The 11,871-nt window shown below is 69.6% G+C and carries 14 protein-coding genes; 8 read left to right on the top strand and 6 right to left on the bottom strand.

Annotation, left to right across the window (positions count from 1 at the left end):
- The first annotated feature begins 220 nt into the window (after window positions 1-220).
- Window positions 221-904 (top strand): helix-turn-helix transcriptional regulator, encoded by a 684-nt coding sequence (locus tag ABD355_RS21830; RefSeq protein ID WP_344402202.1) that lies wholly within the window; start codon window positions 221-223, stop codon window positions 902-904.
- A 106-nt stretch (window positions 905-1,010) separates the two neighbouring features.
- Here ABD355_RS21830 and ABD355_RS21825 read toward each other — a convergent pair whose 3' ends face one another.
- Together ABD355_RS21825 and ABD355_RS21820 are read right to left on the bottom strand one after the other, a co-directional pair.
- On the bottom strand, window positions 1,011-1,322 hold the full coding sequence (locus ABD355_RS21825) for a hypothetical protein (RefSeq protein WP_344402201.1): 312 nt from the start codon (window positions 1,320-1,322) through the stop codon (window positions 1,011-1,013).
- Between the two features lie 21 nt (window positions 1,323-1,343).
- Window positions 1,344-3,035 carry a sodium:solute symporter family protein gene (locus ABD355_RS21820; RefSeq protein WP_344402200.1) on the bottom strand — a complete coding sequence of 564 codons (1,692 nt, stop codon included), beginning with the start codon at window positions 3,033-3,035 and terminating at the stop codon, window positions 1,344-1,346.
- A 179-nt stretch (window positions 3,036-3,214) separates the two neighbouring features.
- Here ABD355_RS21820 and galT point away from each other — a divergent pair, with 179 nt between their 5' ends.
- From galT to galK, 3 genes are read left to right on the top strand one after another with little or no spacing between them, the layout of a single operon-like run.
- The gene (galT, locus tag ABD355_RS21815; protein ID WP_344402198.1) at window positions 3,215-4,273 is read left to right on the top strand and encodes a galactose-1-phosphate uridylyltransferase; all 1,059 of its coding nucleotides are present in this window, start codon (window positions 3,215-3,217) and stop codon (window positions 4,271-4,273) included.
- Window positions 4,273-5,247, top strand: coding sequence for a UDP-glucose 4-epimerase GalE (gene galE / locus ABD355_RS21810; protein ID WP_344402197.1), 975 nt, complete (start codon window positions 4,273-4,275; stop codon window positions 5,245-5,247). The genes galT and galE overlap by 1 nt, the downstream gene beginning before the upstream one ends.
- A complete protein-coding gene (gene galK / locus ABD355_RS21805; protein WP_344402196.1) occupies window positions 5,247-6,410 on the top strand; it encodes a galactokinase in 1,164 nt (387 codons plus the stop codon). The genes galE and galK overlap by 1 nt, the downstream gene beginning before the upstream one ends.
- Here the strand turns inward: galK and ABD355_RS21800 are convergent.
- Window positions 6,403-6,846: a GNAT family N-acetyltransferase gene (locus ABD355_RS21800; RefSeq protein WP_344402195.1), complete on the bottom strand. Its 444-nt coding sequence runs from the start codon at window positions 6,844-6,846 to the stop codon at window positions 6,403-6,405. The genes galK and ABD355_RS21800 overlap by 8 nt on opposite strands.
- Before the next feature lie 301 nt (window positions 6,847-7,147).
- On the opposite strand from ABD355_RS21800, the gene ABD355_RS21795 reads away from it, so the two are divergent.
- Window positions 7,148-7,915, top strand: a complete 768-nt coding sequence (locus ABD355_RS21795) for a LuxR C-terminal-related transcriptional regulator (protein ID WP_344402194.1) — start codon at window positions 7,148-7,150, stop codon at window positions 7,913-7,915.
- A gap of 149 nt (window positions 7,916-8,064) precedes the next feature.
- On the opposite strand, the gene tamR is transcribed toward ABD355_RS21795, so the two are convergent.
- Complete coding sequence (tamR, locus tag ABD355_RS21790) at window positions 8,065-8,562, bottom strand: MarR family transcriptional regulator TamR (protein ID WP_030941878.1); 498 nt, start codon at window positions 8,560-8,562, stop codon at window positions 8,065-8,067.
- 90 nt (window positions 8,563-8,652) lie between these two features.
- On the opposite strand from tamR, the gene ABD355_RS21785 reads away from it, so the two are divergent.
- From ABD355_RS21785 to ABD355_RS21775, 3 genes are all read left to right on the top strand, one after another.
- The gene (locus ABD355_RS21785) at window positions 8,653-9,474 is read left to right on the top strand and encodes a trans-aconitate 2-methyltransferase (protein WP_344402193.1); all 822 of its coding nucleotides are present in this window, start codon (window positions 8,653-8,655) and stop codon (window positions 9,472-9,474) included.
- A gap of 3 nt (window positions 9,475-9,477) precedes the next feature.
- Window positions 9,478-9,846 (top strand): VOC family protein, encoded by a 369-nt coding sequence (locus ABD355_RS21780; RefSeq protein WP_344402191.1) that lies wholly within the window; start codon window positions 9,478-9,480, stop codon window positions 9,844-9,846.
- Between the two features lie 64 nt (window positions 9,847-9,910).
- Window positions 9,911-10,084, top strand: a complete 174-nt coding sequence (locus tag ABD355_RS21775) for a CsbD family protein (RefSeq protein WP_115913476.1) — start codon at window positions 9,911-9,913, stop codon at window positions 10,082-10,084.
- A 26-nt stretch (window positions 10,085-10,110) separates the two neighbouring features.
- Here ABD355_RS21775 and ABD355_RS21770 read toward each other — a convergent pair whose 3' ends face one another.
- Both ABD355_RS21770 and ABD355_RS21765 read right to left on the bottom strand, forming a co-directional pair.
- The gene (locus ABD355_RS21770; RefSeq protein ID WP_030941872.1) at window positions 10,111-10,788 is read right to left on the bottom strand and encodes a TetR/AcrR family transcriptional regulator; all 678 of its coding nucleotides are present in this window, start codon (window positions 10,786-10,788) and stop codon (window positions 10,111-10,113) included.
- Window positions 10,785-11,792 (bottom strand): acyl-CoA desaturase, encoded by a 1,008-nt coding sequence (locus ABD355_RS21765; protein WP_344402190.1) that lies wholly within the window; start codon window positions 11,790-11,792, stop codon window positions 10,785-10,787. Before ABD355_RS21765 ends, ABD355_RS21770 begins: the two co-directional genes overlap by 4 nt.
- Between the last annotated feature and the right edge of the window lie 79 nt (window positions 11,793-11,871).

The following is an 11,871-nucleotide window of genomic DNA, read 5'->3' as shown; positions in this document are numbered from 1 at the left end:
GCGCGTACCGCCCATCACCCTCGAATGCGCGGAAAGCCAGAAATTCCGTCGATCAGGGGCAGTTCTCACCGGTAGGGGGAGCGCAATGTCGAACAAGCGTGTAGCTTCCGGGGGCATGAAGAGCGGGGGAGCCGGGAGGGGGCTCCTGTCCGCGCGGACCGGTGGGCATCCATAGTGCGGCATCCATGGGGATCCATCGGGGGGACTGGGGGGTTGCTCGATGGGAGTGCGGCTCATGGTGGTCGACGACCACCGACTGCTCGCCGAGGCGCTGGCCTCGGCGTTGAAGCTGCGGGGGCACCGGGTGCTCGCCGCAGCGGCGCCTGCCGCGGGCGCGGCGGAGCTGGTGATCACCCGTGCGCCGGAGGTGTGCCTGCTGGGTACGGCGACACCCGCCGAGCCGGGCATCTTCGACCCGGTGGTGAAGATCAAACGGGAGCGTCCGCAGGTGGCGGTCCTGGTGCTCGGCCCGGTGCCGAGTCCGCGTGGCATAGCCGCCGCCTTCGCCGCCGGGGCCTCGGGCTATGTACGCCATGACGAGCGCATAGAGGGCGTCGAGCGCGCCATCATGAAGGCGAGGGCGGGCGAGGCGGCGGTGGCCCCGCAGCTCCTGCAGGGAGCCTTCAGCGAGTTGCTGAACCCCGCCGCCCAACCGGACGACGAGGGCCAGCGCCTGCTCCAGATGCTCACCCCGAGGGAGGTCGAGGTCCTGGTCCGGGTCGCCGACGGCGAGGACACCCGCCTGATAGCGGCAGGCATGGGGATCGCCCCCAGCACCGCCCGCACTCACGTCCAACGAGTCCTGATGAAACTGGGCGTGGGCTCCCGCCTGGAGGCAGCGGCCCTGGCGGCGAGGACGGGCTTGCTGGACCGGGCAGGACCGGTCAACTCCGGCCCCGAGTAGCGCCCCAGAGGGGCGCGGGGCTGTGCCGATATGCGGCTACCGCCGCGTGAGCGCGACAAGCCACGACGGCGCCGCAGTCGGCAGAGAACCGCACTCGCCGACGGCGCTACTCCGCCCGCTCCTCCTCCGGAGGAACCGGCGGAGGCGTCGGCCGAAGCCGCAGCCACACCAGGAAGAAGACGCCGAGCAACAGCATCCCGATCCCGGTCCACAGATTGATATTGATCCCCTGGGCCTTGTCGATCGCGGCCTGCCCATCGGCAATCCCCGCAATCGTCACGATCACGCCGTACACCACGAACAACCCACCGATGATGCGCCGCAGATCAAAAATGCGGGCCGCGGTGGCGGACTGCGCCTGCAGCTCGGCGACCTCGCGCTGGACGTCCTTCTCGGAGTAACCGGAGTACTCGGACATGACTCTTCCATCCTCCCGCGATCAGAACGAGAACGGGATGTAGCAGGCGGCAGCAAGGACGACCGCACCCCAGCCCAGCAGGGCCGGCCGGCGGTACCAGGCGTCGTCGCCGACGGCGGGCGGCTCGGACATGCCGGGTGAGGTGGTGCCGTAGACCAGGCCCTGGAGTTCCTCGGCCGGCTTGGGCCTGGTGAACAGGGACACGACCACCATCACCACCGCGCCGGCGACGAAGCCGACGATCGCGGAGACGAAGTTGGCGCCCTGGTCGGAGGGGATGTCGATGATGCCCCTCTTGTAGATCACGAAGTAGTTCACCATCGCGGCCACGGTGCCGGCGAGCAGGCCCCAGAAGCCGGACTTGGCGGAGGCGCGCCTCCAGAACATGCCGACGATGAAGACGACGAACATCGGCACGTTGAAGAAGGAGAACAGCATCTGGAGGTAGCTCATGATGTTCGAGAACGACGAGGCCAGGAAGGCCGTGCCGACCGAGGCGCAGACGCCGATCACCGTGATCAGACGGCCGAAGCGGACGTAGTAGCCGTCCTCGCGGCCCTTGACCACGTACCGGGCCCAGATGTCGTTGGTGAACACCGTGTTGAACGACGACACGTTCGCTGCCATGCCCGCCATGAACGCGGCGAGCAGTCCGGTGACCGCGATGCCGAGGACGCCGTTGGGCAGCAGCTGCGACATGAGGTAGGGGATGGCGTCGTTGTACTGGTAGCCGGACTTGGGGGTGCCGAAGCCGGGGACCAGCGCGGCGGCGACCAGCCCCGGGATCATCACCAGGAACACGATGAAGATCTTCGGGTAGGCGGCGATCAGTGGGGTGCGCTGCCCGGCGGAGAGGTTCTTCGCGGACAGGGCGCGCTGCACCTCGGCGAAGTTCGTCGTCCAGTAGCCGAAGGACAGCACGAAGCCGAGGCCGAGCACGATGGTCAGCCAGTTCGCGCCCAGCGGGTTGGAGCTGCCGATGCCGGTGCCGCCCCAGGCGGTGGTGAAGTTCGCGCCGTGGTTCGCGGTGAGCTTGTCGGTCAGCCCGCCCCAGCCGCCGACCTTCTTCAGGCCGAGCACGACGATCGGGATGAGGGCCGCCAGGATCACGAAGAACTGCAGCACCTCGTTGTAGATCGCGGAGGAGAGGCCGCCGAGGGTGATGTACGCCAGCACGAAGGCGCCGGCGACCACGATCGCCACCCACTGCGGCCAGCCGAGGAGTGCCTCGACCACGATGGCCAGGGCGTAGAGGTTCACACCGGCGATCAGGATGGCGGCAAACGCGAACAGGATCGAACTCAGCAGATGTGCCCACTTGTCGAAGCGGAGCAGCAGCATCTCGGGGACCGAGCGGACCTTGCTCCCGTAGTAGAAGGGCATCATCACCAGGCCGAGGAAGACCATGGCCGGGATGGCACCGATCCAGTACCAGTGCACGGTGTAGGCACCGTACTGCGCGCTGTTCGCGGCCATGCCCAGGATCTCGGTGGCGGCCAGGTTGGCCGAGATGAATGCGAGACCGGTGATCCAGGCGGGCAGGGAGCGCCCGGAGAGGAAGAAGTCGAGGCTGGTTTTGACCGATCTGCGGGCGGCGAATCCGATGCCGAGGACGACGGCGAAGTAGATGGCGAGGATCGTGTAGTCGAGCCCGTTCGTGGGGAGTCGTAGCTCGGCGGCCAGGCCCATGGCCTGGTATGTGGGGGTTTGCATAAGTACTCGCTTCGTCGCGTGAACTGATACAGGGCGGAACCTACGCCTCCGTGTTCAGGATATGAACACTTTCGTTGATGCTCTTTGTTGGATTGTGATGTTGACGGATGTGAGGGGGCGATGTTCCAATGTGTTTGGTTCTGTTTGATGATTGATGTGGCTCGAATAGGGAGTCCGCAGTGAAGAAGACCTCGACCCGCCTGGCCGACGGTCGCGAGTTGATCTACTACGACCTGCGCGACGACAACGTGCGCGACGCGGTGGACCACCGGCCGCTGGAGCGGACCGTCACGACCTCCGAGATCCGCCGTGACCCGCTGCTCGGCGACGCGATCGCCGTCGCCTCGCACCGCCAGGGCCGCACCTACCACCCGCCGGCCGACGAGTGTCCGCTGTGCCCCTCCCGGGACGGCAGACTGAGCGAGATCCCGGACTCGTCGTACGACGTGGTCGTCTTCGAGAACCGCTTCCCCTCCCTGGCCGGCGACTCGGGCCGCTGCGAGGTCGTCTGCTTCACCTCCGACCACAACGCGTCCTTCGCCGACCTCACCGAGGAGCAGGCCGCGCTGGTCCTGGAGGCATGGACGGACCGTACGTCCGAGCTGTCGCATCTCCCCTCCGTGGAGCAGGTGTTCTGCTTCGAGAACCGGGGCGCGGAGATCGGCGTGACGCTCGGACATCCGCACGGCCAGATCTACGCGTACCCGTTCACGACGCCTCGCACCGCCCTGATGCTGCGCCAGGCCGCCCAGCACAAGGAGGCGACGGGCGGGGAGAACCTCTTCGACGCCGTCCTTGAGAGCGAACTCGCCGGTGAGCGGGTCGTCCTGGAGGGTGAACACTGGCTGGCGTTCGTGCCGTACGCGGCGCACTGGCCGTACGAGGTCCACCTGTACCCCAAGCGCCGTGTGCCCGACCTGCTCGGGCTGGACGAGGAGGCGCGCACAGAGTTCCCCAAGGTCTATCTGGAACTCTTGAGGCGCTTCGACCGGATCTTCGGCGAAGGTGAACCGCCCACGCCCTACATCGCGGCCTGGCACCAGGCCCCGTTCGGGGCGCTGGAGGACTTCGAGGGCGTCAACCGCGACGACTTCGCGCTCCACCTCGAGCTTTTCACCATCCGCCGCACCTCCGGCAAGCTGAAGTTCCTCGCGGGTTCCGAGTCCGGCATGAACGTGTTCATCAACGACGTGCCGCCGGAGCGCGCGGCCGAGCGACTGCGAGAGGTAGCGAGTTGATGAGCGGTAAGTACCTGGTCACCGGTGGCGCGGGCTATGTGGGCAGCGTGGTCGCCCAGCATCTGCTGGAGGCGGGCTGCGAGGTCACGGTCCTCGACAACCTGACCACCGGCTTCCGCGAGGGGGTCCCGGCGGGCGCCGCCTTCATCGAGGGCGACATCCGCGACGCCGCGAAATGGCTGGACCCCTCCTATGACGCGGTCCTGCACTTCGCCGCGTTCTCGCAGGTCGGCGAGTCGGTGGTGAAGCCCGAGAAGTACTGGGACAACAACGTCGCCGGCACCATGGCGCTGCTCGGCGCGATGCGCGAGGCCGGCGTCCGCAAGCTGGTCTTCTCCTCCACGGCCGCCACGTACGGCGAGCCGAAGGAGGTCCCGATCGTGGAGTCGGCGCCCACCTCGCCGACCAACCCCTACGGCGCCTCGAAGCTCGCCGTCGACCACATGATCACCGGTGAGGCGGCGGCGCACGGTCTGGGCGCGGTCTCGCTGCGCTACTTCAACGTGGCGGGCGCCTACGGCAAGCAGGGCGAGCGCCACGACCCCGAGTCGCACCTGATCCCGCTGGTGCTGCAGGTCGCGCAGGGCAGGCGGGACGCCATCTCCGTCTTCGGCGACGACTACCCGACCCCGGACGGCACCTGCGTCCGCGACTACATCCACGTCGCGGACCTGGCCGACGCCCACCTGCTCGCGCTCAAGGCCGCCACGCCCGGCGAGCACCTCATCTGCAACCTGGGCAACGGCGAGGGCTTCTCGGTCCGCCAGGTCATCGAGACGGTCCGGCAGGTCACCGGCCACCCGATCCCCGAGGTCGTGGCCCCGCGCCGCGGCGGTGACCCGGCGGTCCTGGTGGCCTCGGCCGCCACGGCCCGAGAGAAACTGGGCTGGAACCCGTCCCGCGCGGACCTCGCGGGCATCGTGGCGGACGCGTGGGAGTTCGCGCGGTCCATCAGCACAGCAAGGGAGCAGTAGTGGGCGCAGTGCAGGTGCGGGACGGTTTCGTGGAGCTCTACGGATCCGCGCCCGAAGGTGTCTGGTCGGCGCCGGGCCGCGTCAACCTCATCGGTGAGCACACCGACTACAACGACGGCTTCGTGATGCCCTTCGCGCTGCCGCACACCGCGATCGCGGCGGTCTCCCGCCGCACGGACGGCGTCCTGCGCCTGCACTCGGCGGACGTCGAGGGCGACGCGGGCGGGGTCGTGGAACTCCGGCTCGACGACCTCGCCCCGGAGTCGGACCGCAACTGGACCGCCTACCCGGCGGGTGTCGTCTGGGCCCTGCGCGAGGCCGGCCACCCGGTGACCGGCGCGGACGTCCACCTGTCGTCGACGGTCCCGTCCGGCGCGGGCCTGTCCTCCTCGGCGGCGCTGGAGGTGGTCGTGGCCCTGGCCCTGAACGACCTCTTCGAACTGGGCCTGCAGCGCTGGCAGTTGGCCCGCCTGTGCCAGCGCGCCGAGAACGTCTACGTCGGCGCCCCCACCGGCATCATGGACCAGACGGCCTCCGCCTGCTGCGAGGAGGGCCACGCGCTGTTCCTCGACACCCGGGACCTCTCCCAGAAGCAGATCCCCTTCGACCTGGCCGCGGAGGGCATGCGGCTGCTGGTCGTGGACACCCGCGTCAAGCACGCCCACAGCGACGGCGAGTACGGCAAGCGGCGCGCGGGCTGCGAGCGCGGTGCGGCCCTGCTGGGCGTCGACGCGCTGCGGGACGTCCCGTACGCGGAACTCGACGCCGCGCTGGCGCGGTTGGGCGACGACGAGGAGGCGGTCCGCCTCGTCCGTCACGTCGTCACCGAGGACGAGCGGGTGGAGAAGGTCGTCGCCCTGCTGGAGGCGGGCGAGACCCGGGCGATCGGCCCGGTCCTGATCGCCGGGCACGCCTCCCTGCGCGACGACTTCCGCATCTCCTGCCCGGAGCTGGACCTGGTCGTGGACACGGCCCTCGCCTCCGGCGCCCTCGGCGCCCGTATGACCGGCGGCGGCTTCGGCGGCTCGGCGATCGTCCTCGCGGAGGCGGCCGACGTGGACACCATCACCAAGGCGGTCGAGGAGGCGTTCGCCTCCGGCGGTCACACGGCGCCCAGGGTGTTCGAGGCGGTGCCTGCGGCAGGAGCACGCAGGCTCAGCTGAGCCGTTTCGTCAGCGTGTATTCGGTGATCCCCGGCGGATAGTCGGGGATCACGCACACCACGTCGTACCCCTGCTTCCGGTAGAAGCCCGGCGCCTGGAAGTCCCAGGTCTCCAGCCGGGCCGATGTGCAGCCCCGCTCGTCGTGCGCGATGCGCTCCGCCTCCGCCAGCAGCCGTGAGCCAAGCCCCGCGCCCCGCCACCGCTCGTCCACCCACAGGTAGGTGACGTGCAGCCATGCCGTCCAGGTGTGGCCCACCAGGCCCGCGGCCAGCTCGTCCCGTTCGTCCAACACCCAGACGTGGAGCGGACGTTCACGTTCGGCCGGAGTGCTGCGCAGGGCGCGCAGCACGGGGGAGGCCTTCGTGTTGGTGTCGCGCAGCCGGGAACGGAGAAGATCGCGCCGGGTCCTGTCGACTTCTGTCTCAAGACGAAACATGCGGCTCACGATAAACGCGTCGGCCAGCCAGTTCTGCAAATTACCTTCCGCTCCTGGCCCCCGGCCGTACCCTGATGAACAGCACCGGTGGGGGCCGGTGCCGATCAGGGGGCGAGACAGTCGGGTACGACGCCCGAAGTGGGGGTAGCAGTTTCCGCACGGCGGCGGCCGTGCGGTGTGCCGTTCCGGTCCCAGGTGGTCACAGACGACCTGGGATGCTTCGGGTGCCGTACCTGCGCCCGTGCCGTCTCCCGACAATGGGGTATCCCCTGCTCTTGGAGAGCTTGGGGAAGGGGGTTTCGTGGTTCGCATCCGAGTCCTGGTCGTCGACGACCATCGCATCTTCGCCGAGTCGCTCGCCGCCGCCCTTGCGGCCGAGCCCGACGTCGACGTCTCCGCGGCCGGCAGCGGTCCCGCCGCGCTGCGCAGCCTGGAGCGTGCGGCGGCCGAGGGCCGCCGGTTCGACGTGCTGCTCGTCGACTCCGACCTGGGCGGCAACGTGCCGGGCGTACGGCCCGCCGTGCCCGTCCAGGAGGGCAATGAGGAGGGGCTGGTCGACGGGATCTCGCTGGTCGCCGGCGTGCGTTCCGGGCAGCCGGGCGTACGGATCGTCGTCCTCGCCGAGAAGGACGATCCGCGGCGCGCCGCACTCGCCCTGCAGGCCGGGGCCTCCGGCTGGGTCGCCAAGGACTGCTCGCTGTCCCGGCTGCTCAATGTCATCCGGGGCGTCCTGCGCGACGAGACCCATCTGCCGCCCGCCCTGCTCACGGGCGTCCTCAGGGAACTGACGGCCGCGCGCAAGCACCGCACCGAGAGCGAGCGGCTGGTGGAGTCCCTCACGCCGAGGGAGCGGGAAGTGCTGCGGTGCATGGTCGCAGGCCTGGGACGCAAGGCCGTCGCCGAGCGCCTGTTCCTCTCCCCGCACACCGTCCGCACGCACATGCAGAACGTCCTCGGCAAACTGGGCGTCCACTCCACGCTGGCCGCGGTCGCGCTCGCGCGGCGGGCTGGGGTCGGCCCGGTCGACCTAGGGCCGGCCGGCCGGGTGGAGGAGAGCACCAGCGCCTGATCACCGCCGGTGAACGGCAGCGCCCCCAAAAGGGGCGCGGGGCTGTATCGACATGCGGCTCCGCCGCGCGGGCGCGACCGGCCACGACGAAGCCGCACACGCCGACGGCCTGTCGCGGCACTACCCCCACGGCTCTCCCAGCGGAGCGCCTAGCCCGGGATGTTGTCGAACGGAGCGGTCAGCTGCCGCAGCAACCCCGCGAGTTCACCCCGCTGCGCCCGCGACAGCTCGGCGAGGATCGCACGTTCCTGGTCCAGCAGCCCGGCCAGGGCCTGGTCAGCGCGGTCCCGGCCCTCGTCCGTCAGCCGCACCAGCACACCGCGGCGGTCGCTCGGGTCGGGCAGCCGCTCCACCAGGCCCTTCTTCGCCAGGCGGTCGATGCGGTTCGTCATCGTGCCCGAGGTGACCAGGGTCTGCGTCAGCAGCTGCCCCGGTGAGAGCTGGTACGGCGTGCCCGCGCGCCTGAGCGCCGTCAGCACGTCGAACTCCCAGGGCTCCAGGCTGTGCTCGGCGAAGGCCAGCCGGCGCGCCCGGTCCAGATGCCGGGCCAGTCTGCTCACCCGGCTGAGCACCTCGAGCGGTTCCACGTCGAGGTCCGGACGCTCCCGGCGCCACGCTGCGACCAGTCGATCGACCTCGTCCTCCATGACGATCAGTGTAGTGGTTGTGTCGATGTGAAGTCTCTTGACATCGAGTCTCTTGACATCGAGAGAAGTAAACGGGGAAGGTGGGGAGACATGAGCACCCCCACCTGGGACCCCACCCAGTACCTCCGCCACGCCGGCCACCGCGCCCGCCCCTTCGCCGACCTCCTCGCCCGCGTCCCGGCCCTGCCCACCCGGCCGCCCCGCATCGCCGACCTGGGCTGCGGGCCGGGCAACGTCACCGTCCTCCTGGCCGACCGCTGGCCCGCCGCCCACATCACCGGCTACGACAACTCGCCCGAGATGCTCGACAAGGCGCACTCCGAATACGGCGCCCATGCAGGGCCCACCCCCGGCGGCGGCCGCCTCGACTTCGCCCCCGCCGACGCCCGCACCTGGGCGCCCGACGAGCCGTACGACCTGATCGTCAGCAACGCCACCCTCCAGTGGGTCCCCGGCCATGCGCAGCGCTTCGGGGAGTGGATCGCGGGTCTGAAGCCCGGAGGCACCTTCGCCTTCCAGGTCCCCGGCAACTTCGGCGCCCCCAGCCACCGGCTCATGCGCGAACTGGCCCACTCCGCCTGCTGGAAGGACCGCCTCGCCTACATCCTCCGCCACGACGACGCCGTCCTCGCGCCCGAGACCTACCTGGAACGGCTGACCGCCCTCGGCTGCGCGGCGGACGTCTGGGAGACGACGTACATCCATCTCCTGACCGGCGAGGACCCGGTCCTCGACTGGGTGAAGGGCACCGGCCTGCGACCGGTCCTGACCGCCCTCGCCGACGACCCGGGGGCCCGGGACGCCTTCCTGGACGAGTACCGGACGGCCCTGCGGGAGGCCTATCCGCCCGGAGAGCACGGGACGGCGTTCCCGTTCCGCCGGATCTTCGCCGTGGCCCACAAGGAGGCGTGAGTCGTGATCACCGCCGTCGACCACGTCCAGCTCGCCGCACCGCCCGGCTCCGAGGACCGGCTGCGGGCGTACTACGCCGGCGTCCTCGGGATGGTCGAGATCCCCAAGCCGCCGGTGCTCGCGGCGCGGGGCGGGTGCTGGTTCCAGGCGGGGGCCGTGCAGCTGCACCTGGGGGTTGAACGGGACTTCCGCCCCGCGAAGAAGGCCCATCCCGGGCTGCGGGTCACCGGCATAGAGCGGTACGCCGCCCGGCTGCAGGCTCACGGCGCGCAGGTGGAGTGGGACGAGAACCTGCCGGGCCACCGGCGCTTCTACTCCGAGGACCCCGTCGGCAACCGGCTGGAGTTCCTTGAACCGGTGACCGCTGTTTGAGCCCGCCCGCGGCGGTCACCCGCTGAGGTGACATCGACGCCGAACCCGGCAAGGGGTGAGAAACGTGGCGAAGGAAGAGAAGACCAGGGGCAAGAAGGAACAGCTGAAGGGCAAGGCCAAGGAAGCGACGGGTCGCGCCGTGGGCAACGAGCGGATGACCGCCGAAGGCAAGGCCGACCAGATGAAGGGCGACGCACGCCAGGCGAAGGAGAAGGGCAAGGACGTCTTCAAGCACTGAGCGGGCCACACCCCCGGGCGCCGGAGTCAGCTCTTCCGGCGCCCGATCAGGTGCGGCTTGGCCTCCAGCCCGTCCAGGCCGTGCCACGCCAGGTTCACCAGATGCGCCGCCACCTCCGCCTTCTTCGGACGGCGCACGTCCAGCCACCACTGGCCGGTCAGGGCGACCATGCCGACCAGGGCCTGCGCATACAGCGGAGCCAGCTTCGGGTCGAAGCCGCGCGACTTGAACTCGCGGCCCAGGATGTCCTCCACCTGGGTGGCGATGTCCGAGATCAGTGAGGCGAAGGAACCCGTCGACTGCGGGATGGGCGAGTCACGGACCAGGATGCGGAAACCGTCCGTGTACTCCTCGATGTAGTCCAGGAGCGCGAACGCCGCCTGCTCGCACAGCTCCCGAGGATGGCCGGCCGTCAGGGAACTGGTCACCATGTCCAGCAGGCGCCGCATCTCACGGTCCACCACCACCGCGTACAGCCCCTCCTTGCCGCCGAAGTGCTCGTACACCACCGGCTTGGACACCCCGGCCTTCGCCGCGATCTCCTCCACCGACGTGCCCTCGAACCCCTTGGCTGCGAACAGGGTGCGACCGATCTCGAGCAGCTGCTGACGGCGCTCGGCCCCCGTCATCCGGGTGCGCCGCGCTCGCCGCGGCTTCTCATTCGTCGGGGTGCTGCTGGAGTCGGTCGCCACGGCGTCAATCATGCCGCCTTCGCCGACTCCTTCCGGGGCCCAGAGCCCTCCTGGCCGGTGTTACGGCGTGAATCGATACGCGAGCGTGACGGCCAGCGCACGTCGTACGCCCAGCCGAACGCCTCGAACCAGCGGATGATGCGCGCCGAGGAGTCCAGCTGCCACCACTCCACACCGTGCCGCGCGGAGGTCGGGTCGGCGTGGTGCAGGTTGTGCCAGGACTCGCCGCAGGACAGCACCGCGAGCCACCACACGTTGCCCGAACGGTCCCGCGACTTGAAGGGCCGCTTGCCGACCGCATGGCAGATCGAGTTGATCGACCAGGTCACATGGTGCAGCACAGCCACCCGAACGAGTGAGCCCCAGAAGAACCCGGTGAACGCACCCCACCAGGACATCGTCGCCAGACCGCCGATCAGCGGCGGCAGAGCCAGCGACAGCGCCGTCCAGAACACGAACTGGCGGGAGATCGCCCGGATCGCCGGGTCCTTGATCAGATCCGGCGCGTACTTGTCCTGCGGCGTCTGCTCCTCGTCGAACATCCAGGCGATGTGCGCCCACCACAGGCCCTTCATCAGCGCCGGGACCGTCTCCCCGAAACGCCACGGGGAGTGCGGATCGCCCTCCGCGTCGGAGAACTTGTGGTGCTTGCGGTGGTCCGCCACCCAGCGGACCAGGGGCCCCTCCACCGCCAGCGACCCCATGATCGCGAGCGCGATCCGCAGCGGACGCTTGGCCTTGAAGGAACCGTGCGTGAAGTACCGGTGGAAACCGATCGTGATGCCGTGGCAGCCCAGGTAGTAGAAGAAAACCAGCATGCCGAGGTCCAGCCAGCTCACCCCCCATCCCCACGCCAGCGGCACAGCGGCGACCAGCGCGAGGAACGGGACGGTGATGAAGAGCAGCAGCGTGATCTGCTCGATCGAGCGCTTCTGCTCCCCGCCCAGCGTGGCGGAGACGGACGTGTCGCCGGTCGCCTTCGGGGCGTCTTCGATCACATCGGAGCTTGTGGTCATGGGCGTCCCCTGTGGGGTCGAGGGTTGAGGGTGTGATGCCGGGGTAGGCCACCGAAACCGTGCCCGGGTTCCATGACGA

It is taken from the genome of Streptomyces longisporus, from assembly GCF_039532765.1.
Lineage (GTDB): Bacteria > Actinomycetota > Actinomycetes > Streptomycetales > Streptomycetaceae > Streptomyces > Streptomyces longisporus.
Note: the sequence above shows the minus strand (reverse complement) of the source record. Positions and strands in the feature narration are given on the sequence as shown.

Bases quoted from the DNA above. Each gene is read 5' to 3' on its own strand.
- ABD355_RS21830 (WP_344402202.1), top strand. From the start codon at position 221: ATGGGAGTGCGGCTCATGGTGGTCGACGACCACCGACTGCTCGCCGAG.
- ABD355_RS21825 (WP_344402201.1), bottom strand. From the start codon at position 1,322: ATGTCCGAGTACTCCGGTTACTCCGAGAAGGACGTCCAGCGCGAGGTC.
- ABD355_RS21820 (WP_344402200.1), bottom strand. From the start codon at position 3,035: ATGCAAACCCCCACATACCAGGCCATGGGCCTGGCCGCCGAGCTACGA.
- galE (WP_344402197.1), top strand. From the start codon at position 4,273: ATGAGCGGTAAGTACCTGGTCACCGGTGGCGCGGGCTATGTGGGCAGC.
- ABD355_RS21800 (WP_344402195.1), bottom strand. From the start codon at position 6,846: ATGTTTCGTCTTGAGACAGAAGTCGACAGGACCCGGCGCGATCTTCTC.
- tamR (WP_030941878.1), bottom strand. From the start codon at position 8,562: ATGGAGGACGAGGTCGATCGACTGGTCGCAGCGTGGCGCCGGGAGCGT.
- ABD355_RS21785 (WP_344402193.1), top strand. From the start codon at position 8,653: ATGAGCACCCCCACCTGGGACCCCACCCAGTACCTCCGCCACGCCGGC.
- ABD355_RS21770 (WP_030941872.1), bottom strand. From the start codon at position 10,788: ATGATTGACGCCGTGGCGACCGACTCCAGCAGCACCCCGACGAATGAG.
- ABD355_RS21765 (WP_344402190.1), bottom strand. From the start codon at position 11,792: ATGACCACAAGCTCCGATGTGATCGAAGACGCCCCGAAGGCGACCGGC.